Raw genomic sequence first — 21,854 nt, forward strand, 5'->3', positions numbered from 1 at the left:
CCCACGTTAACCTTTTTAATCAACCCGTTTGATTGGTGCAAAGGCAGCTAACAGCCGCTTAACACCCTGTTCTGGAAACGCAATATCTAGTTCGGCGTCTTCACCGGTACCGCTAACCTTAACCACGGTACCGACACCCCACTTCTTATGACTGGCTTTATCGCCAATACTCCAGGCAACCTTACCAGCACCCGTGCCAGTTGGTTCACTGACCCGACCAGTCTTACCATGATATGGCGCGGCAACGGCACTGGCTGTTCGCCGCGCAAATGGTACGTCCTTACGACTTGGCGTCAAACCAGACTTGCTTTCACTGTAATCCAAGTGCAGTAATTCTGGCGCAATTTCGGTAATAAATCGTGATTCAGGGTTGTTTTGACGCCGACCATAGAGCATCCGTGAGTACGCATTGGTGAGATACAGCTTTTGCTGTGCCCGCGTAATCCCAACATAGGCCAGACGCCGTTCTTCTTCCAACTGATCATCTTCGAGCATTGCCCGTGATAGTGGGAAAATCCCCTCTTCAAGCCCCATAAGGAAAATTACTGGAAATTCCAGTCCCTTAGCGGCATGTAGCGTCATCAACGTTACCTCGGCCGGTTCTTCCTCAACATCGTCTTGCGCGGATACTAAAGCCAAATCGGCTAAGAATTCAACCAGCCGATCATCATTCTCATCATGGTCTTCGTTGTCCCAGCTATCATCAAACTTTTGCGTAACGGATAAGAATTCTTCGATGTTTTCGATTCGCGTCTCAGCTTCCAAGGACTTGGAGGCCTTCAGAGCGGCCATATAGCCGGTCTGATCCAACAATTGACTGGTAATATCGGACACGGTCGCCGTGGCAGCAACGTCCTGTACGGCCTTGATTGTCAGCCCAAACTTCTCCATAGCATTCCGAATCCGAGCCCCCAAATTCGTTGCGAGACTGACGTTTTGCGTCGCCTCCAGCTCGGACCAGCCATTAAAGTCAGCAAAGTCCCGTAGCTTCGTCAAACTAGTCGCGCCAATCCCCCGCTTAGGCTCGTTGATAATCCGTTCCAGACTCATCGAATCGGCTGGATTAGCAATCAACGTTAAGTAAGCCAAGACATCCCGAATTTCCTTACGGTCATAGAACTTGTGACCGCCGACCATGGTATAAGGAATGTTGGCTTTAACCAGCGTTTCTTCGATCACCCGCGATTGTGCGTTGGTCCGGTACAGGATGGCAAAGTCACCGTAATCGTGATGATTCTGCTCGCGTTCTTCTTGAATTTTTGCCACCACATAATGGGCTTCATCGTTTTCATTTTGCCCGCGGTAGTAAGAAATCGCATCCCCTTCAGGATTCTCCGTCCAGAGATCCTTCTTCTTCCGGTTCACGTTACGCTGGATAACATCGTTGGCCGCCTTCAAGATCGTCTTGGTTGACCGATAGTTCTGTTCCAACAGGGTAACGTGGGCATCGGGATAATCGTGTTCAAAGTTCAGAATGTTTTCCATGTTGGCACCCCGCCAACCGTAGATACTCTGGTCGCCATCCCCAACAACGCAGAGGTTGTTATACTTCTTAGCCAGCATATTGACCAACATGTATTGTGCATCATTGGTATCCTGGTATTCGTCCACGTGAATGTATTGGAACTTATCTTGATAGTGTGCCAAGACATCTTTTTCGTCATTGAATAATTTAATCGTCAGCATGATCAGGTCGTCAAAATCCATGGCCTGATTAGCCTTCAATTGTCGTTGATAGCTCTCGTAAACATCTGCAACCGTCGTTTCAAACGGATTACCTGCAGCTTCACGCATCATCGCTGGCGTCTGTAAAGCGTTCTTAGCATTCGAAATGGCGCCCAGAACCGAACGGGGATCAAACTTCTTAACATCTAGGTTCTGGTCATGCAAAACCCGCTTGATCAGCGTCCGTTGTTCCCCGGTATCGGCAATCGTAAAAGCCCGATTATACCCTAATTTATCGGCATCGCGCCGCAAGATTCGCACACACAGAGCATGGAACGTGGAAACCCAAACGTCGTTACCGTCGGGACCCAACAGCTTGGCCACTCGCTCCCGCATTTCCTTAGCGGCCTTGTTCGTAAAGGTAATCGCTAGAATGCGCCACGGCATGACGTTATTATGCTCGATCAAGTAGGCTACTCGGTGGGTTAAGACCCGCGTCTTACCACTTCCGGCACCTGCCAGTACTAGGAGGGGCCCTTCAGTCTGAAGGACGGCCTCCGTTTGCTTATCATTCATGCCAGTTAACAATTCTTCTCCTGCCACCGTGAACACAATCCTCTCTGTAGTTAGTCCTGACTATTATAGCAAAATTCTAGGGCTTTCGACACCGCCAGGCCCTAAATAACTCGATCCCGACACTCGTAGTTATCACTGAACGTCGCGGCCAAATACACCCCATAACTCATCAATCTCACTATTTTAAATAATTCTCAAATTTCTGAATTCTCGTTGGAAGCGTCACACCACATTACGCACATACGTTCCCCTATCGTTATCTATCATTGTAGCAAATATCTCGGGCCACGCCTACTACTCTCGGCCATCTTTTCAAATCTCTTATTACTAAACTAATACCCAGCCAGTTAGGTCACCTATACGGCCCTTAAAGACAAGAAAACTGCATCTTCCCGGCGCCGTTAACGTCCAGGTCGATGCAGTCTCGCGTTAAATTTTATTTATCAAATCAAGTTAAGCTTGTTCGTCTGGCGCCGCGCTTGTAGGTGTAACCGTGGCCTCATCCGACCAGATCCCGGTATCATCCAATTGATCTAGGATTGGCTTGATACTGTCTCCTTGAACGGCAATATGCCCCATGACATCGTCATCTTCCTGATGCTTCAAGTGATAGAACGTAAAGTGCCAGTTGGCCTTCAATTGCCACTGGGTCCGCATTGCGGGTAACTGTGCCGTAGTAAAGGCCGCGGTCACGGCTGGCGTCAAAATATGGGCAGACGCCAACGGTAACCCGGCAATTGCTCGGAGATGCTGGTCGAATTCTGTCAGGTTAGCAGCGGCTTCGAAGACGTATCCCGTCTCACTCGGTGCTGGCACAATCTTCTTAACGTAGATGGCGCCACTACTCGTGAGGTAGAAGGAAACTTCAAAGACACCCACATAGCTAACGTGCTTCGTCACTTCCGTCGCAATCCGTTGAATCTCACTAGCAACGGCATCATCGACCTGTGCTGGCACCCACGTCCGCACGGGGCGGTCGTCAACGGACTGCGTTTCCGTAATTGGAAAGGCTTGACCATTGCCATCCTGGTCACGAGCCACAATAATAGAATACTCACGGTCATAAGCAATCTGTGACTCCAAAATATACGTCCCCCAGTCAAGGAGACCGGCCGCTTTAGCAATATCCGTCTGGGTCTTAATGACCAATTCGCGGCCCCGCGACCATTCTTTTTGAATAGGCTTCAGAACACACGGATAGCCAATTGAATTGATGGATTGGTAGACGTCATCCAAATTGATGATCGTCGCATACGGAGCAATATTGACGTTCAATTGTTCAAAGAATGCCCGTTCCAACAGCCGATCCTGCATCATTTCGAGCATGTCCGATCCCTGAGGTATCCGCGTATACTGAGCCAAGAACTTCACAACATTCGTGCTGACCCGATCAGAATCGTAAACGATTGCCGCACAGCTCTCTGCAAAGTGCTGCAGCTTCTCACTATCTTTATTACTGCCGACTGCTTTAAAGTCAGCCAATTGTAATGCTTCACTCGTTTCATCAGCGCCATATGCACCGACACGTAGGCCCATCTTACGGGCGGTAGTCACTAACATCGCAGCATTTGCACTGTTACCGATCACCCCAATAGTATCTCCAGGATATAAGACCGTGTTCGACAATTTGCTCCCTACTTTCTAACTCGAATTTGGATAGTTTCTAAAATCAATGTGGTGGTTTCAATATTTATTTTAAAGTTTGCGTGGTGAATAAACAAGCAAGGTGTTTAGTTAATCTTCCGCAAAAGTAACCGTGTTATCCTCGAAGGCAGCGATACTTGCTAGGGCTTCTAGTTGAATACCCGCATCCGTCACCATCTTATGTCCCTTCTGGAACCGTTTCTCGATCACGACACCAACGCCGGCAACCTCGATCTGCGCCGTCTTGGCAATATCGAGTAGTCCCTGAACAGCTTGTCCATTGGCTAAGAAATCGTCAATGATGAGCACCCGATCCTCAGGGCTGAGGAAGCGGCGATCAATCGAAATATCGTTGTTCACTTGCTTGGTATAGGAGTATACCTTCGCCGTATAAAGGTGGTCCGTCAACGTGAGACTCTTGTGCTTGCGGGCAAAAATAACGGGGACGTTCAGGTGCAGCCCAGTCATAACTGCGGGCGCAATACCGGAAGACTCCACCGTCAGGATCTTAGTGATGCCGGCATCGGCAAATCGCCGAGCAAATTCGGCGCCCAACTGATCCATTAATTGCGGATCAACTTGATGATTCAAAAAATTATCGACCTTGAGGACGTTTCCCGGTAATACGGTTCCGTCTTGACGAATGCGATCTTCTAAAAGTTTCATGACAGTGCGGCCTCCATTTAGCTCTTCTTGGTGATCCATCCGCGGCGTCGATTAAGGTGTAAACAATCACGAATGAATCACGTTTAAGTCTATTTTACCCGATTGCGCCGTAAAATCACAACGGCTATGATTGAAATTTACGAAGGCTTAACTAATCCATAAGCCAAGCAACTCCGCTAAGACTGTCGTCAGCGCTAGAATCGCCAAGTTACGAACCGCCAAAATAAATGTCTGCTTTTTGACTTGAATCTGGAAAAAAGCCACCACATTCCGGTAAATTAGTGGGATACTGATTAAGGACAACAGGGACCAGACCGGCAAGTCCCCAATCAGAACACTCGCAATCAATGATAGATAGCCGACGATGTAGAACCCCGCAAAGAGCCACAAGGAACGCCGCTTGCCCAAGTAATACACAATCGTCTTGCGTTCTAAGTCGAGATCTTCCTTGGCGTCACAAATGTTGTTAGCCAACAACAACGCCGCGATAGCCATAACCGCTACCCCTGAGGCCAACAGGACCCGGGCCATGAGCCCCCCATTAAATGCCGTTGTCTGGTAAAGATTCAGATAAACGGTGATCAACATAATCAGATAGCCCATGGTAAAACCGGCAAAGAATTCACCCGTTGGCGTCCCCGAAAGTGGCCGGGGACCACCGGCATAGAGGTACCCCACCAGAAAACACAGCACCCCCATGACCAATAGCGGCCACCCGGTGACCCAGACTAGGTAGAGACCAATAATCCCGGCAATGACGGCAAAACTAGCCATCAGAGTAAACACCCGGCGAATGCGAAGGTGCTGAACCCCAATAATGTTGGTCTTCTTTTTCCATTCAGCGGCCTGATTACCGGCCTTCGTGTAGTCTTGATAGTTATCGTTGATATCAACGGCCATGTTGAACAGTAGCATGGCGATAAAGAACAGTGCCGTGATTCCCCAGTTCAACTGATGGAAGTTGGCTTGAACAAAGATTAGTCCCAGTAAAAACGGCCAAACTGATGCGATTTTTGCCTTAATTTCAACTAACTCGAAAAAAATACTAAGTGTCAACGTAATCCCCCCGCAAATAAATTCTAATTAGATGATAACCTTTATTTGACAACGTTTCCACTTGCCAGTAAGATAAATTTTAACGTACATATAGTGAGGTGCAGTATGGATCGACAACTTTGGCGGCAATTTCCCCAGGTGGAACCGCAACTCGTCGCGCTACAAGATTACTTGTTAGCCGCGATCCAGTTAGATAACCAACCCATCCACAGCAAAATATTAGCGCTACTCAACGCCGGCGGTAAACTCTTACGTCCCGGCTACTTTTACTTATTCGCCGCATTTGGCGTCAAAGCATCCCAAACACAGCTTCAGGCCGGTGCAGCAGCCTTAGAGATTCTCCACGTGGGTACACTGATTCACGATGACGTGATCGATGAATCCCCGACTCGTCGTGGCGTTCGCACGATTCAGATGAAATATGGACAACGCAACGCCATCTACGCCGGTGACTTTATGTTCACCGCCTACTTTAATCAAGTGTTAAAGTCCACGGATGACCGTGACCTGATTCAGAACCATATCAATGCCATGCACCGGATTCTCCAGGGTGAGCTCAGCCAAATGGCGCTGAACTACCGTGAAAACGTGAACGTGGACGCCTACCTCAAAGAAATTGCTGGCAAGACGGCTGAGCTCTTTGCCCTAAGTTGCTATCAGGGAGCTAAATTGGCGGGGGCACCAGCCGCCGTCAGTGACAGTGCCCGTGAAATCGGGCTGACGATTGGGAGTGCCTACCAGATTCTAGACGATATTCTAGACTATGCTGGTGATCCCAAGAAGACGCGCAAACCCGTGTTGGAAGACCTGCGTTCAGGGGTCTACTCATTGCCACTAATTTTGGCGATTCCCCAGGCACCACGCGATTTTCACCGACTGCTAAAAAAGAAACAGGACATGACCACCGCAGATATCGAACAGGTTCAGAATTTAGTGACGCAATACAATGGCGTTGGCGCTGCCCACGAGTTAGCCACGGACCTGACTGACCAAGCCTTGGCCCTAATCGACCAGCTGCCCGCAAGTCAGGCTACGACTGATCTGACTCACTTGACGCGGATGCTCCTCCGCCGCGATCACTAGTTGGTATAGCCCACTATACAGGAGTCAGCTAGAGAAGCTAGGACAATCGTACGTAGCCCCTTAGTTACCCGCAACGCTAACTGTTTCTCCGTTAAATAAGACAATGGCTTTCAGGATCACTGGCATATTATGCTGGTGATCTTTTAGTTTGTCCGCCCAATGATACTGTCGAACGATCATTACCGAGATTACGCGGTTCGCAAGCCGGATTATCAGATGTTTTAACTACTTAAAGGGTGGCTACGATTACTGAGCCGTTCGCTTGCGAATAAACTGACCATTCCGTATCATGACAGTTGAGCCCAGCAAGTACCACACAATGTTCGCTCTCAGTATTTCAATATCAAGACTCGCCAACCAAGTTATCGCAAATTTCCACACAACCAACAAGCAGTGGCGCAATTCACTTTCTAGCATAGAAAAACGTTTCCTTTGCTCCGTCAGATACAAGCACACACACCCAAACACATCCCATAGACAACGATCCCTATGGGGCCATACAAAGCGCTGGACTCGCTCCACGTTTCACAGGCAACATTAAATCCTCTGGACAACCCACCAGAGGATTTTTTTTGAAAAATAAAAGGAATCGTCTTCACAACGATTCCTCATCAAACACAGTTAATAACTCACCGGCCACGATCCAAGTTATACAGCGACTGGAACCGCGGATTGTCCCGGTACAGTTCCGCCGGAGTTCCTTGCATGTCAAAGTGCCCGTCCTCAATGAAACGAACCTGATCAACGTGGTTGATACCCGCCAGATGGTGGGTCACCCAGATGATTGTCTTGTCGTGAAGCACGTCAAACACCGTATCCAGCAAATGCTGTTCGGTGATGGGATCCAGGCTAACTGTGGGTTCGTCCAGGATAATAATCGGCGCATCCTGTAACAGAATCCGTGCCAGTGACAACCGTTGCCGCTCCCCACCAGAGAACCGACTACCGGCCTCCTGAACCTGCGTCTGATATCCCGCTGGTAACCGCGTGATCAGATCATCGAGTTCAACGGCCTTAACTGCTGCCATGACCTCTTCATCGGAAGCATTAAGATTCCCTAACCGCACGTTGTTCATGACCGTCGTATTGAACAGATAAGGTTGTTGGTCCAGCACCCCAAATAGTTGGGCTCGCTGGTCCTGCAACCGAGAAATAGGTTCGCCATTCAGCGTGATTTGACCACTTGTCGGCGTCTCATCGCCCAGCACCAGCTTCAACAGCGTACTCTTCCCGGTGCCACTTGGTCCCAGCAACGCCAACTTTTCTCCGGGGTGTAACGTCAACGACAGGTCGTCAATGACTTCACGAGCCGCGCCTGGATAGGTAAATTTCACGTGATCTAACTTCAACTCGGTCAAATTGCCAATCGTCGTCTGCGCAACCTGTTCCGGTTCATTTTCATCCAATGCGTTAACCCGCTTGATGGAGTCCTGATAGACCGGCCACTCGCTGACCCCCTGACTCATGTCGGCAAAGGGTTCTACGGTCGGAAATAGTGCTAGTCCAAAGGCAGCAACCCAGTTGGCTTCCGCCTGATTGTGAGTGAACATGACACCGGCCCACCATACCAACAGAATGACCGCAGCACCGAAGATAAATTGAATGGCAAAGTTGCGCCACCACTGAAAATGGTGATCGGCGCGCCGCAGCTTAGCAATCTCATCGATTGGTGCATCCTGCTGCGCGAGAAAGTCGTGACGCCGACCAGAAATCAGCCAATCGCCCAACCCCAACACCGCATCGGTCAATTGCGTGTAGAAGGTCCGTTGCACCTGGCGCGCCTGAAATTCTCGCCGACCGTTGACAGCCACCGAAAGAAGCGGCATCACAAGGACAATGGCGCCCAATAAAACGAGCATCAACAGCCCAAAGGCCCAGTTAAAGTAGCCGATACCAATGACGACGAAGGCATAGAGTAACCAGCCAATCACTAATGGAAAGACTGTCCGGAGGTATAAATTCTCAATGTGATCAATGTCCTCAGCCAAGATACTCAAGACGTCCCCGGTCTGGTGCGTCTGGCGAATCGCCACAGCCTGTTTCTCCACGGCCTCATAGAGTCGCTTCCGAAAGTCCGAGACAATCCGTAGCACCCAGTTGTGGCTGGTCAAGCGTTCCGCATAGCGAAAGGCTGGCCGACCAATCCCGAAGGCCCGTGCCAAGACGATGGGCACGTAGATCATCAAGATGTTGTAGGGATGCGTGGCTGCCCGACTAATCAGATAGCCGGAGTTAAACATCAGCGCGCCTCCGCAGAAGAAGGTCATAAACCCTAGGAACAGGACCAATGCCAGAAGCTTCTTATAGCGACGGAGATATGGCATGACCCAGTGATCATTTTTAAATGTCGCAAAGAATCCCTTCATTTGACCGTCGCCCCTTCCATTTCGGACCGCAACCGTACATAGGCACCGCCCTGTTGCTGAAGTTCAGCAGGTGTCCCTTGTTGGACGATCTCACCATGGTCCATAACTAAAATATAATCCATCTCATTCATCCAATGTAACCGATGAGTCGCGAAGAAGACCAAGTGGTTGTCAAAGACTGGCAACATGGTCTGCTTCAACTCGACTTCCGTTTCAATATCCAGATGCGCTGTGGGTTCGTCAAACAGTAAGATTCGCCGTGAATCGTCCAGGAAGGCTCGCGCCAACGCAATTCGTTGGGCCTGTCCCCCACTGACGCCCCGCGCACCTTCACCGATTGGCGTATCCAAGCCAGCCGGCAACGTGGCAATCCAGTCGGTCAGTCCAGCCTTCGCTGCCGCTGCAGCAATCGCATCATCAGACGCATTGGGCGCGTAGAAGGCCAAGTTATCGCGCAAACTGGCGTGGAAAAGATACGGTGCCTGTGGAATGTAAACGAAGCTGTGCTGCCAAGCTTGCTGGTCAAGATGGGGAACGGCCGTGCCTCGCACGTTGATTTGACCGTCATCCGGACTCAAAAAGCCCCCTAACGTGTTGATTAAGGTGGATTTCCCGGAACCAGAAGCGCCGATGATGCCCACCTTCTGAAAGCCACGAACGTCAAAGTTTATGTTCTTCAGTGTCGGCTTATCCGTGGCCTCATAGCTGACGTTGACGTGGTCGAACTTGATGGCGTCATTTGCCTGCCAGACAGGATCACGTACTGGCAATAAGTCCCGGTCAGCTGGCGTCTTGCGTTGCAAAACGTCTAGAACGGCTGTCAGCGCATTCTTCCCATTCAACGTCGCATGATAGTCATTAGCAAAGTTACGAATTGGTGCAAAGTAGTCCGGTGCTAGGGTCAAAATAATTAAGGCCGGCAACAAATGAATCGTCCCGTTCATCAGGCCAAAGCCCAAGAAGACGGCGATGATGGCGATGGACAAGGTCGTGAAGAAATCCAACGCAAACGTTGAGGTCATCGCAATCGTCAGGGTCGACATGGTCTTCTTTCGATAATCCTCACTGACCTGGTAGACGTTGTTGGCATAGGTCTTGTTCAACCCCAACTGCTTCAACGTTGGTAACCCCCGCAAGGTATCGACAAAGTGATTGGATAACCGCTGGTAGCCCGCATACTGCCGGTCGGCTTTGGCCTGCGCCGCGAGTCCCAGAATAATCATAAAGAAGATAATTAACGGGTAGATAGCGAGCAGGAATAACGCTTCTTTCCACTGGATCAAGGCTATGTAAATCAAAACGATCCACGGTGTCAGGGATAGATCCAACACCTTGCCGATAATCAACATCAAATACGTCTGAATCTTATCGATCCCCTCAAGGCCCATGGTGACCACGTTCCCGGTCCCCTTCTGCGCAACAACACTGGGCCCCAGGTCGAATAGCTTGGCCATGAACTGCTTCCGTAAAGTCTTCGTCGTTTTCTCCACGAACGGATACAGGAGCCAATTCTGTGCCAACGTAAGGAGATGGCGGGCTAGAAAGGCCACGGCAAACAGGGCCAGTGGCGCCACGATGGTCCGCACGGATTTCATGTGCCACAGGTTCACGATGGCAATTGACAGGTAGCGGGCCTGAAAGATAATCATGAACGCCTGAATGAACGTTAGGACGGCCATTACCGCTGCAGCCGGCTTGACGCCTGGAAATTTAAAAACACGCTGATCAATCAAAATAACGCCCCCTCTAAACAAGTAAGTCTTACTGCTATGATACAGCTTTCATCGCCACATTTCGAGCGCTTACATCGCTGATATACGCTCAATTTAAACTCTTCATTTCACGGGTGCAACCAATCAAAAAGGACGCCGCCCGAAGACGACATCCCCGATTGCATTTATTTCAAGCTAAGCGCTCTGCTTTGGTGAAGCCAGACGCTTGTAGAAGACCCAGTAACTCCAGATGAAGTAGATCAGCACGATCGGCAGAATACTGAACGTGAGAATCGTCATCAGATGAAGCGTGTAAGGTGAGTTTGAAGAGTTCTTGATTAACAGCGAGTTGGCCGGATTGTTGGCGATCATGACCCGTGGGAATAACCCATCGAAGATCAAGACAACCACACTAATCAGTGATAACCCACTGCCAACAAAGGACAGCCACTCGTGGTTCCCCAGAACACCCCAGTAAGCCAAGGCGGTGAAGATGACTAGTGCGACCACGATAGCCGTGGTGGTCATTGGCTTCTTGGCGAAGAAGTCGGTGGAGAAGAATAACAGAACGGCGAAGAGCACTTCCCCGGCAAAGAGTACCGGGTAAAGAATCTTGTTCCAGGCTAAGGCCCGGTCTCGCAAACCGCCGGAAGTCTTCAAACGAATGAAGTTCAAGCCGTGGACCAGACTCAAGACGGTCACAGCAACCCCACCAACGAGGGAGAACAGGTTGACGTAATCGCCAAAGTGAGCGGTCATGTCACCGTTCTTATCGATTGGCATCCCGGCAATCATCGCGGTGAACAGCATCCCAAAGAGGAAGGCTGCACAGAAGCTCCCGATGGTAGAAGCCCATTCCCAGAAGCTCCGCCAAGTATCCGTTTTCATATTTGCTCGGAACTCGAAGGAAACGCCCCGGAAAATCAACGCTGCTAGAATCAGGAATAAAATCAGATAGAAACCAGAGAATAAGGTGGCATACCACATTGGGAAGGACGCGAACATCGCCCCACCGGCAGTGATCAGCCAAACTTCGTTACCGTCCCAGTGTGGGCCAATGGTCTTGATGACCACGTCCCGTTCGTCACTGTTCTTGGCGAAACTCTTCACCAACATCCCGACACCGAAGTCGAACCCTTCAAGGAAGAAGAAACCACTAAACAACACGCCAATGAGAATGAACCATACAAGCTGCAGGCTAGTCATGGTTGAACGCCCCCTTCGAGTAAGGATCTAACTCTTTCGTATCACCAGCTGAATAGCCGTCGGTGTTCTCGGCATCCGGACCAGCCTTTAACGTCCGGTGGCAGAGGATAATCATGATGAGCCCCATGATGGCAAACATGGCAAAGTAAACGATGTTCGTTGTCAGCAATGAGGCCACAGATACATTCGGCGAAACCGCGTCGGCAATGGTCAACAGGCCATAGACGATCCAAGGGTAACGACCGAATTCAGTGATAAACCAACCAGCGGTGTTTACAACGAATGGTAACCACAGGCACAGTCCCATAATGTAGAGGAACCAGCGCTGCTTCATAATCAATTGTGATCTCTTACGGTTAAAGATCAAGCCCACGATGGCGAGTAAGGCGAACAGGGCCCCAGCACCTGACATGATTCGGAAACTCCAGAACAGTGTCTTCGTTGGGACGTAGTAGTTCATGTCGCTCCCAAACTTCTTATCGTACTTCGCGTGCATATCTTTATTGATTTGATTCATGCCTTTAACGGTCCCAGTCGTCTTGTGATAACTTAATAGGTTCAGGACGTAAGGCACGTCGACGGACCAGGTCGTCTTGTGTTGCTTCGTATTGAAGCCAGAGACAGCGGCCCATTCACCCTTGTTGGTCGAGTTCTTGTAGAGCCCTTCCATAGCGGCAAACTTCATGGGCTGGTTGTTGATCAGGTAACGACTCTGCAGGTCACCAGTAGCGATGGACCCCAGAGAGAAAATCAAACCGATAACTAAGGCAACGTTCAATGACTTCCGGTAGAAGTCCACGTGGTCTTTCTTAAGTAAGCGCCAAGCACAGCACCCAGCGATAACGAAGGCAGCGGTTACAAAAGCCCCGAAAATAACATGCGGGAACTCATTCCATAACTGCGGATTCCCAATCACTTTACCAAAGCTGACCATTTGAACGTGACCAGTCTGTTGGTTGATGATGTAGCCTAAAGGATTTTGCATGAAACTGTTGGCCGCCAAAATCCATAATGCGGATAGTGAAGACCCGAACATAACTAACCAAATAAAGAGCGTGTGGACCCACTTATTGAAGCGACCCCAAGTAAACATCCACATCCCGATGAACGTGGATTCCAAGAAGAATGCAGCCAGGGCTTCAATGGCCAATGGTGCACCGAAGATGTCCCCCATGAACCGAGAGTATTCGGACCAGTTCATCCCGAATTGGAACTCTTGGATGATACCGGTAACCACACCAACGGCGAAGCTGTAGAGGAACATTTTACCCCAGAACTGCGCCATCTTCTTGTAGTCCTCATCACCCTTGATGGCGTACATGGTTTCCATGACTGCCACCACGAAGGCTAACCCGATTGAAAATGGAACGAAGAAGAAGTGAAAGACAGTGGTCATTCCAAATTGGAACCGTGCTAGGCCTAGGATATCCAGACCAAGATTTAGCATTTTTCTAACCTCCCCAAACGTTATTAGTGTAAATAAATAATTGCTGTCTTGTGTTCATTATATCTAGTGATAAGTGAATTTTCAATGGTTGGGCCTTAATATCCCCAAAGATGATGGTATATATTCGAAATTCGTGTGTTAATTGTTCGGTGACTTTCGTAACACTTCTGAAAATGTGTGTTATCTTTGCTAGGAAATTATGCATGCGCTTTCAAATTTAACGGATAAAATACACAAAGTCGTGCTAAAATAATAGATAAGTAATAGGTATGAGGAGGTTTTTCATCATGGCAGAACGCGTACTTACCTTACAACCCTTAACAGCTGAACAACGGGTGCAATTGGAAAAGACCGGTGTCGAAGTCGTCGACGCTGAAAACTGGGAAGCAGCAGCCCCCATCACCATCATCTTTGGTTGGGATAAAAAGGTTGGCCCAGCAGCGCTGATGGCGCCAAACAACCAGGTCAAATGGATTCAAACGGTCAGCGCCGGGATCGACTACCTGCCGCTGGACTGGATCAAGGCCCATAATGTCCAGGTGACCAACGCTAGTGGCGTCTACTCACCGGCAATTGCGGAATCGACGTTAGGCTACCTGCTGTACTTTGTGCGCGGCTTTAACGAAGCCGTGAAGAATCAGGCGGGTCACTTCTGGCAGGTGCCTGCACGGGATGATTTGAGCATGCTGGCGAGCCAGAAGGTCGTTATTTATGGTACCGGGAGTATTGGCCAGGCGATTGCGAAGTTACTGAATGGCTTTGGCAATCGCCCATCGGGGGTCAATCGCTCGGGTCATCCGGTAGAGGGCTTTGTGGAAACGGCTAGCTTGGCTAACGATAGCACCCTGCTGAAGGATGCGGACGTGGTCATCAACGCCATGCCTGCGACCAGCACGACCGTCCACTACTTCGACGAGAGCTTCTTCAAGCAATTGGACGAGCTCAACATTTTCATCAACGTGGGCCGTGGCAAATCAGTCGACCAGCAGGCGCTGATGAACGCCCTCCTCTACCAAAACGTGTTGCATGCGGCACTGGACGTGTTCGAAGAGGAACCACTGGCTAAGGATTCCCGGCTGTGGGATTACCCGAACGTATTGGTTACCCCACACCAAACTGGGTTTGCTAAGGAAAATACGAAGCCAATTCTGGATATTTTCGGGAAGAACCTGACGAGTTGGTTGGCTGATGGCAGTTTGTCGGTTAATTTGACGGATGTGAGTTTGGGGTACTAAAACAATTTAACTAGCAAAAATGGACACCAAGAAAATTTTCTTGATGTCCATTTTCTATAGTTTTATCCTAATACCCGCCGCCGTTAGAACCACCAGCATCCCCATTACTCTCAGTCGTATCCGTACTGGTCGTTGCAGTGGCCGCCGTGTCCATATTGGCAATAGTCCCAGTTGCTTTGTATTCAAGGCTCAGGCCATTACAAATGTAATTCGTCACCCGTTGAAGTTCGGATTTTGAGGCCACCTCCATACTCTGGCTATTGATGGTCTCACTCGTTCCCTGCAAGTGGGTTGTCTTAATGTGTTGGGTTGCCGACAGGTAGGTTCTTGCCAGCGCCGTCAGATCGTTAAACGTCAGATCTGTCTGGGTTTGCTTTGTCAGTGAACTAATAAACGCTTCGTTAAGCAAGGTGCTAACGGAGCCCGACTTCTTCAGCAAGGCCATGATGACCTTCCGCTGCCGTGTTTGCCGGCCATAGTCTCCCTTCGGATCGTCATCACGCATCCGCGAGTAAGCCAGGGCTTTCTTCCCGTTCATATGCGTCTTGACGCCCTTCTTGAAGGTGTAGCCGCCGTAACTAAAGCTCAACGTTGGCGTCAATGTCACCCCGCCAACCTCATCAATAATCTTCTCCATACCGCCCATGTTGATAATGGCATAGAAGTCAATCGGCACGTTTAACATCTGCTGCACGGTCGTGATGGCTGTCTTGGACTTGCCGTACGCGTACGCGGCATTAATTTTCGACACACCATAATTCTCGTAACCCGGAATGTTCACGGCCGTATCCCGCGGCAGACTGGTGATCGTCGTCTTATCCGTCTTCGGATTAATGGTCACAACCATCATACTATCGGTTCGCCCGGCAAACGTCCGCCCCAACGCCCCAGTATCGGTTCCCATTAGCAGAATCGAAATTGGCTTCTTCGCGGACAGTTGCTCATCGACATTCCGTAGCTTCTTCACCCCTGACGCCTTGTAGGAGCTCTTCACAGTGTTCTTTAAACTTTGGTACTTATGCATCCCGTAAGCCGTTCCACCTGCAAATAAGGCTAGAATCAGGATAATAATGATATTTCGAATAGGATGACGCTTTCTTCTTGGTCTCCGTCGCGGTTCCATGGTTGTGTTAACCACCCTTCCACCCATCCGTTAACTTACCGAATGGTTTAAATTACTCTCGTCTTAACTGACTTGTCCATTATAGGGGCCTTTCCTTAACACTTTCTAAGTCCATAACATTCTTAATAAAAAACAAAGCCTTGCCGTCTCTGCAGCAAAGCTTCGATGTTTATCTCAGTTCTGTTTGACTGCCCGTTCACCGTCAGTCCGTAGCCGTCTCACGTCGAACGCGGCTGTGGTGGTAACCATAGCTCACGTACACAATGAGTCCAAGAACGACCCAGACACCAAAGGCTTCCCAGGTAAATGGTTGTAACTGCGTCATCAGATAGACGCAGGCCAGGAAGGACGCGATTGGCAGGACAGGATACCATGGCACCTTAAACGATGTATCCATGTCCTTAAATCGTTCGTCATGGCGCAAGAAGACAATGCCAAGTGAAACCATCGCAAACGCCGACAGCGTTCCAATGTTAACCAATTCAGCAATCTTATCAATGGGAATAAACGCCGCAAAAATACTAGCGACGATCCCAAAAATCCAAGTGTTGGCCACGGGAACGTGCGTCCTAGGGTGCAATTTCTTCAGCGATGCTGGCAATAGGCCGTCACGGCTGATGGCAAACAACAGTCGCGTGCCCCCGTAAGACATGACGATTAACACGGTCGTCATCCCCACGATAGCCCCAAAGGAAATCACACCAGCCGCCCAGTCCTGATGAATCAGGTTGAGGGCAAAGGCCACCGGATCGGCCACACCAAGCTTCGTATAGTGCACAACCCCGACTAAGACAGCCGACAGGCCAATGTAGAGCACCGCCGCTACTAACAACGATGAGATGATCCCGATGGGCATGTTGCGTTTAGGATTCTTAACTTCCTCACTGGCGGTTGATACAGCATCGAACCCGATGTATGCATAGAAGGCCACCGCGGCACCTTTGAAGACTCCGTGTGTTCCGAATGGTAAAAATGGGCGATAATTTGAAGGCTCGACGTAAAAAATAGCAATTGCAATAAATAAGAGAATGACTAAAATCTTGACGATCACCATAATGTTATTGATTCGCGCTGATTCCCGAATCCCCTTCGAGAGTAACGCTGCTACTAACATGGTGATCAGTAAGGCAACAATATCGATGCCACCACCCTTGACACCAGCGGTACCCGCTGCGGCTTGGAGGAACGCCGGGAGTTTAATCCCGAATCCCCCCATCAAGTTCTGGAAATACGATGACCAACTAACGGCCACCGACGACACGGCGAAGAGATACTCAGAAATCAACGCCCAGCCCAGAATCCACGCCACGAATTCACCAAACACAGCGTAAACGTAGGTATAGGCACTTCCTGCTAAGGGAATCGTCGAAGAGAATTCGGAATAGCACAGCGCAGCCATCGCACAGACGACCACGGCGATCACGTACGACAACATGACACTCGGTCCCGTGTAGTTGGCCGCAATCAGGCCGGGCGTGATGAAGATCCCGGAACCTACAATCGCACCGATTCCCATCGTCGTTAGGCTGAATGCCGTTAAGGTCTTCTCCAACCCCGTTTTCTTGTATAAATCAGTCTGCACCTGTTTCTTGATAAAAAGTTGTAGTGGCTGCTTTGCCATTGCGACTCCTCCTTTCACCCATATAATGAGAATTTGATAAGACTAATTATTATATTTTAATTTTCATTGGGTGAAATGTCAAGATAAAACTGCCGTGAAAACGCATACTGACGGGATTTGTTTGCTTCCGAGATGGGTCATCTGAATAATGGTGAACTACTGTGGGTAACCATGAGATTTAGAACATCCTGCTTGGAACAGCATCGTTCGGGACTGGTTAGCCCGAAACTGTTTATTTACGAAGTTAAGATTGGCAAAGAATCTGAGACTATCGTGCTCTCGCTGAACAGAGATTATTAATTAGAAGTCGAGCGCGACACTAGAGAGAAAATCGCCCCTTCTCACAGATTGGCAATGATTGATTGCTGGATGTCAGTGTACAATGCTTTATACCACCAACTCATGTAGGAAACGATGTCCACTTGAGTAGAATGACTACCTCTACAGCTATATTTTAAGACCACGTCACCAACTTCCAGCGTCCTTGCAGCCTATCCTTGCGTAAAATATAGCCAGCTCACAAATTTTTAAAATTTTTCAATAGCTCGAAATACCGATTCTACCGCGGTTTTATCGACCTCTTTCTGGCAAAAGTTCTCGTCAGATTTTAATTTTCTTGTTTACAAATCAAAAAAAGGTGCTAGGATTAATCCCATAAGATAAAAAGACGGAGGAAAGACGAGTACGTTTAGTCAGCCTGTCAGTGAGTTGGGACTTAGTGAAAACCCAATCAGTACCTGATTACTCGGAATAACACTTTCTTAGTTGCTGCCTGAACGACACTGTCACAGTAGGGTTAGCCGTAAACCGGTACGTTACCATCGGTAGAGTATGTTTGTACTCTAATTGAGCTGGCCCATTTCTAGAGTGGGCAACTTGGGTGGTACCGCGAAAAGTTTTTTCGTCCCTTGATTACACAAGGGATGGAAAAACTTTTTTTATTTTATCTCACCACAAACCCAAAGGAGAATCGCTTATGCATTTAATCATTCCAAAATCATACGATCCAAAATTGTCTATCAAAGAAACCCAAGAAGCTATTCGCTACATCCGTGAAACCTTCCAAGATGAATTCGGGAAGCAACTCAACTTATCACGATTGACGGCACCGATGTTTGTCGAGAAGTCCACTGGGTTGAACGATAACTTAAACGGTGTGGAAAAGCCCGTTTCATTCACGATGGCTGACATGGGCGATTCTCAGATTGAAATCGTCCACTCTCTCGCCAAGTGGAAGCGGGTCGCTTTAAAGAAGAACGGCTTCCAAATGCATGAAGGGCTCTACACCAACATGAACGCCATTCGGAAAGACGAAGACTTGGACAACTTCCACTCCGCCTACGTTGACCAATGGGACTGGGAAAAGATTATCGCCAAGGATGAACGGACGATCGACACTTTGAAGTCCACAGTTCGGACCATCTTCAAAGTAATCAAGCACATGGAACACGAAGTCTGGTACAAGTTCCCCCAAGCCGTTCACCACTTACCAGACGAAATCCACTTCATTACGACACAAGAATTGGAAGATATGTACCCTGAAATGACGCCACGGGAACGTGAGAACGCCATCAGCAAGAAGTTGGGCTGTGTCTTCTTAATGAAGATCGGTGGCGCCTTAAAGAGTGGCAAACGTCACGACGGCCGAGCCCCTGACTACGACGACTGGGAACTAAACGGTGACATCATGTTCTGGTATGAACCCTTACAACAAGCTATTGAAATCTCCAGTATGGGTGTCCGGGTCGACGCTGCCTCCATGCAAAAGCAATTAAAGATTGCCCACGCAGAAGACCGTTTGAGCCTGCCTTATCACAAAATGATTATGAACGGAGAACTCCCTTACACTATTGGTGGTGGGATCGGTCAATCCCGGCTATGCATGTTGTTGCTGGGTAAGGCGCACGTTGGTGAAGTTCAAACGTCCATCTGGCCACAAGCCATGATCGACCAGTGTGAAGCTGCCAACATTCACTTGTTATAAGACTAAATTAATATAGTAGGAAAGCGTCATTCGTTAGCCTGGGGAAATCCTCGGTGCTGACGAATGGCGCTTTTTGTGACTGACTCTTTAATTGTCTGTTTTAATTTTAGCAATAACCTTATCTTTGAAGTAATCTTCCATCAGCTCCGTGGAAATGGGCTCTCCGGGAAGCGTCTCAGCCCACGGTTGTTCGTATTGCACCATTTCCATCAGGTCGATAGCTGACAGGTGTCCAAAGGTCTGCCAGACACACTCTAAGATGGCTTGAAACTGTTGAATGGACGCTAAGTAGTCATAGTCAGCCTGATCTTCAGCCGAAATGTAGCCAACAATGCCAGTCTCACCAGCATATTGACGTTCCACCGCGGGGATCATGACCCCACGTTCGCCCGCAACCAGATCATCGGTAAACGCATTGATGCCATAGACAACCACGCAGATGCCCTGTACGTAATACAACAGCTGCGAAACCTTCGCGCGACTCAGCTCATCGGCATCCAGCTCCTGCATCTGTTGGCTGCTCTTGACCCGAAACCAATTGACCATTTGATCGATATCGTTGTTCACTTCGGACCCTCCTTGGAAAGCCTTCCTGTCAACTCCGTCTACTCAATTCTGCCTTAGCCTCATGATAACAAGGTCGGGTGCCAGACACAACCCAAATCGTACGCACCCTATGAGCTATCTCACGGCTGGACAAACGACTGGGCAACTATTTATGTTCAATGTCGATACGTACTAAAACTCAAATCAAACGCCAAAATATAGAATGTCTCATTCAGAACCATACCGATAACCCGTCCCTTTGTATTTAGTCGAAAAATCCACAATCCCGTCAAACAGGCCTCAAACCTTCCCGACTTAACAAAATCCTGATTCATTGAAAAGTTAACCTGCTCTTGCGGTAATCGTTCCAGCCCATGGCGCTTATCCAGTAATAGGATTTGTTCAAATGGTGCTTGCGATAGCCGGGATAGATTCGTCAAAAAAGTGCTTTTGATATCTTTACTAAATTGTCGAGACTCAAGCCCATATTTCCGATCATGTGTCAAAAAGGAAAAATTAAAAACAAGTCGTCGATCCGGACTTCTAACTACGCTTATTCGCGATTCTTTACGTGGTGGATTTTTTATCGTTATTTTCTTACTCACTTAGCTGACAACCTCTGCTTTAAAGAAGGCACGCATCTTTTCATTTGAGATTGTTTGACCTATCGCAGTTTCTCGCCAAGGATTTTCCGACTTGCTTTGGGCAACTAACTCTAGTGCAGACAACGTCCCATATGCGTCCCAGACGGCGTGTAAAATATCAGCCAGGCTGTGATGATTCATCTCAATTTCCTCAAAATCGGCTGCAGCTTGCTTAGAGATCTGACCAACAATACTAATCTTCCCAGCATATTTGTCTTCGACTGACGCAACTGCCGGTCCCGATTTCCAAGCTAAAATCTGGTCATCAAAAGCGCATTCCCCATACACCGCTAAATTCGTTCCCTGCACGTAATAGAGTAGCTTCATCACGCGCATCAAACTCAGTTCATCGGCATCGTATAAACGCATCTGCGCATGACTCTCCACTCGAAACCAATTTACAATCTTTAAAACATCCATGAATTATCGCCTCTTTTCGTCTTGTAATTGCTGTGTTCTAACTATAGCAAGCCGTCCATTCAAACGCAATCGTATTGACTAGCTAAAAAAAGAGAGCCTGACCCTACGATCAAGCCCCGCTATCAAGTTATTTACTGGTAGTATCTTTACACCGTCTCCATATGTACCGCATCCACCGCGGGATCATCCTGAATCTCCTCAGGAAGGGCCACAATATCTGTCTGAAAGTAAGCTGTCAGGGCGTCTAAGTCAACCACCTGTCCAACCTGTGTCTCCTGACAGGGCCGTTCCTGTAGCATCTGCTGACGGAGCTCAATAGTCGACATATCGCCATAAGCCATCCAGACGGCATGCAACACATCTAAAAGTTGAGGATGATGATCTTCAATGTGATAATCATCTGCCCATGTTTTCTTCCCCAGCTTGCCAACAATCCGAATCCGGTCCCCGTACTTATGACGCACAGCCGCAATGACTGGGCCGTTTTTCTCAATCACAATGTCATCTTTAAACGCTGGCACACCATAGAGCGCCAAATACGTCCCTTGAATATAATACAGCAGTGCCATCGCCTTCCACTGCGTCAGCTCTTCGGCACCATACATCCCCATTTGCGTCTCACTCTGTACCCGCAACCAATTGACCATCCGTCTAACTTTCATGAGCTACCCCGTCCCCTTTTGTCAGTTAACTTCTAGTGGTCTAACCATACCAAGTGCTCTGCAGAAATTCAATCACAATCGTATCCACCCATTTAGTGGTCCAGCCACTGCACAAATAAGGCACCCATCAGTCCGATAGGTGCCCACTCTTAGGTTATTTTCATTTACCAATCCGTAAGCACCTAATAACTGACCGTA

The 21,854-nt window shown here is 48.8% G+C and carries 16 protein-coding genes and 1 other annotated feature; of the genes, 3 read left to right on the top strand and 13 right to left on the bottom strand.

Annotated features, from left to right (window positions below; translation table 11 throughout):
* Positions 1-15: 15 nt before the first annotated feature.
* From pcrA to FD07_RS06720, 4 genes are all read right to left on the bottom strand, one after another.
* Complete coding sequence (gene pcrA / locus FD07_RS06705; protein WP_027825972.1) at positions 16-2,268, bottom strand: DNA helicase PcrA; 2,253 nt, start codon at positions 2,266-2,268, stop codon at positions 16-18.
* Positions 2,269-2,694: 426 nt separating this feature from the next.
* The gene (locus tag FD07_RS06710; RefSeq protein ID WP_027825971.1) at positions 2,695-3,867 is read right to left on the bottom strand and encodes an ATP-grasp domain-containing protein; all 1,173 of its coding nucleotides are present in this window, start codon (positions 3,865-3,867) and stop codon (positions 2,695-2,697) included.
* A gap of 108 nt (positions 3,868-3,975) precedes the next feature.
* Positions 3,976-4,551, bottom strand: a complete 576-nt coding sequence (locus tag FD07_RS06715) for a xanthine phosphoribosyltransferase (protein WP_020089539.1) — start codon at positions 4,549-4,551, stop codon at positions 3,976-3,978.
* Positions 4,552-4,698: 147 nt separating this feature from the next.
* A complete protein-coding gene (locus tag FD07_RS06720) occupies positions 4,699-5,607 on the bottom strand; it encodes a 1,4-dihydroxy-2-naphthoate polyprenyltransferase (RefSeq protein WP_020089538.1) in 909 nt (302 codons plus the stop codon).
* Positions 5,608-5,712: 105 nt separating this feature from the next.
* Here FD07_RS06720 and FD07_RS06725 point away from each other — a divergent pair, with 105 nt between their 5' ends.
* A complete protein-coding gene (locus tag FD07_RS06725; RefSeq protein ID WP_020089537.1) occupies positions 5,713-6,690 on the top strand; it encodes a polyprenyl synthetase family protein in 978 nt (325 codons plus the stop codon).
* Positions 6,691-7,319: 629 nt separating this feature from the next.
* Here the strand turns inward: FD07_RS06725 and cydC are convergent.
* The 4 genes from cydC to FD07_RS06745 all read right to left on the bottom strand — a co-directional run bounded on the left by cydC (position 7,320) and on the right by FD07_RS06745 (position 13,421).
* Positions 7,320-9,056, bottom strand: a complete 1,737-nt coding sequence (gene cydC, locus FD07_RS06730; protein ID WP_020089535.1) for a thiol reductant ABC exporter subunit CydC — start codon at positions 9,054-9,056, stop codon at positions 7,320-7,322.
* Positions 9,053-10,789 (bottom strand): thiol reductant ABC exporter subunit CydD, encoded by a 1,737-nt coding sequence (gene cydD, locus FD07_RS06735; RefSeq protein WP_020089534.1) that lies wholly within the window; start codon positions 10,787-10,789, stop codon positions 9,053-9,055. Before cydD ends, cydC begins: the two co-directional genes overlap by 4 nt.
* Before the next feature lie 174 nt (positions 10,790-10,963).
* A complete protein-coding gene (cydB, locus tag FD07_RS06740) occupies positions 10,964-11,974 on the bottom strand; it encodes a cytochrome d ubiquinol oxidase subunit II (RefSeq protein ID WP_020089533.1) in 1,011 nt (336 codons plus the stop codon).
* Entirely contained in the window at positions 11,967-13,421 is a 1,455-nt protein-coding gene (locus FD07_RS06745) for a cytochrome ubiquinol oxidase subunit I (RefSeq protein WP_020089532.1), read from the bottom strand. Before FD07_RS06745 ends, cydB begins: the two co-directional genes overlap by 8 nt.
* Positions 13,422-13,708: 287 nt before the next feature.
* Here FD07_RS06745 and FD07_RS06750 point away from each other — a divergent pair, with 287 nt between their 5' ends.
* Positions 13,709-14,656, top strand: a complete 948-nt coding sequence (locus FD07_RS06750; RefSeq protein WP_020089531.1) for an NAD(P)-dependent oxidoreductase — start codon at positions 13,709-13,711, stop codon at positions 14,654-14,656.
* A 67-nt stretch (positions 14,657-14,723) separates the two neighbouring features.
* Here FD07_RS06750 and FD07_RS06755 read toward each other — a convergent pair whose 3' ends face one another.
* Positions 14,724-15,779, bottom strand: coding sequence for an LCP family protein (locus tag FD07_RS06755; protein ID WP_033388834.1), 1,056 nt, complete (start codon positions 15,777-15,779; stop codon positions 14,724-14,726).
* Positions 15,780-15,981: 202 nt separating this feature from the next.
* Positions 15,982-17,400 carry an amino acid permease gene (locus FD07_RS06760; RefSeq protein WP_020089529.1) on the bottom strand — a complete coding sequence of 473 codons (1,419 nt, stop codon included), beginning with the start codon at positions 17,398-17,400 and terminating at the stop codon, positions 15,982-15,984.
* 661 nt (positions 17,401-18,061) lie between these two features.
* Positions 18,062-18,312, top strand: a binding site (T-box leader).
* 64 nt (positions 18,313-18,376) lie between these two features.
* Between FD07_RS06760 and asnA the strand changes: the two genes are divergently transcribed.
* The gene (gene asnA, locus FD07_RS06765) at positions 18,377-19,384 is read left to right on the top strand and encodes an aspartate--ammonia ligase (protein ID WP_020089528.1); all 1,008 of its coding nucleotides are present in this window, start codon (positions 18,377-18,379) and stop codon (positions 19,382-19,384) included.
* Between the two features lie 87 nt (positions 19,385-19,471).
* On the opposite strand, the gene FD07_RS06770 is transcribed toward asnA, so the two are convergent.
* The 3 genes from FD07_RS06770 to FD07_RS06780 form a co-directional block, all read right to left on the bottom strand.
* Positions 19,472-19,951 carry a type II toxin-antitoxin system antitoxin SocA domain-containing protein gene (locus tag FD07_RS06770; RefSeq protein ID WP_020089527.1) on the bottom strand — a complete coding sequence of 160 codons (480 nt, stop codon included), beginning with the start codon at positions 19,949-19,951 and terminating at the stop codon, positions 19,472-19,474.
* Positions 19,952-20,535: 584 nt separating this feature from the next.
* Positions 20,536-20,994, bottom strand: a complete 459-nt coding sequence (locus tag FD07_RS06775; protein WP_020089526.1) for a Panacea domain-containing protein — start codon at positions 20,992-20,994, stop codon at positions 20,536-20,538.
* 146 nt (positions 20,995-21,140) lie between these two features.
* A complete protein-coding gene (locus tag FD07_RS06780) occupies positions 21,141-21,656 on the bottom strand; it encodes a Panacea domain-containing protein (protein WP_020089525.1) in 516 nt (171 codons plus the stop codon).
* Positions 21,657-21,854 lie beyond the last annotated feature (198 nt).

It is taken from the genome of Levilactobacillus parabrevis ATCC 53295, assembly GCF_001434055.1.
Lineage (GTDB): Bacteria > Bacillota > Bacilli > Lactobacillales > Lactobacillaceae > Levilactobacillus > Levilactobacillus parabrevis.

Coding starts and splice junctions, on each gene's coding strand:
- FD07_RS06715 (WP_020089539.1), bottom strand. CDS start 4,551: ATGAAACTTTTAGAAGATCGCATTCGTCAAGACGGAACCGTATTACCG.
- FD07_RS06725 (WP_020089537.1), top strand. CDS start 5,713: ATGGATCGACAACTTTGGCGGCAATTTCCCCAGGTGGAACCGCAACTC.
- cydC (WP_020089535.1), bottom strand. CDS start 9,056: ATGAAGGGATTCTTTGCGACATTTAAAAATGATCACTGGGTCATGCCA.
- FD07_RS06775 (WP_020089526.1), bottom strand. CDS start 20,994: ATGGATGTTTTAAAGATTGTAAATTGGTTTCGAGTGGAGAGTCATGCG.
- FD07_RS06750 (WP_020089531.1), top strand. CDS start 13,709: ATGGCAGAACGCGTACTTACCTTACAACCCTTAACAGCTGAACAACGG.
- FD07_RS06760 (WP_020089529.1), bottom strand. CDS start 17,400: ATGGCAAAGCAGCCACTACAACTTTTTATCAAGAAACAGGTGCAGACT.
- FD07_RS06780 (WP_020089525.1), bottom strand. CDS start 21,656: ATGAAAGTTAGACGGATGGTCAATTGGTTGCGGGTACAGAGTGAGACG.
- FD07_RS06745 (WP_020089532.1), bottom strand. CDS start 13,421: ATGCTAAATCTTGGTCTGGATATCCTAGGCCTAGCACGGTTCCAATTT.
- cydB (WP_020089533.1), bottom strand. CDS start 11,974: ATGACTAGCCTGCAGCTTGTATGGTTCATTCTCATTGGCGTGTTGTTT.
- asnA (WP_020089528.1), top strand. CDS start 18,377: ATGCATTTAATCATTCCAAAATCATACGATCCAAAATTGTCTATCAAA.
- FD07_RS06755 (WP_033388834.1), bottom strand. CDS start 15,779: ATGGAACCGCGACGGAGACCAAGAAGAAAGCGTCATCCTATTCGAAAT.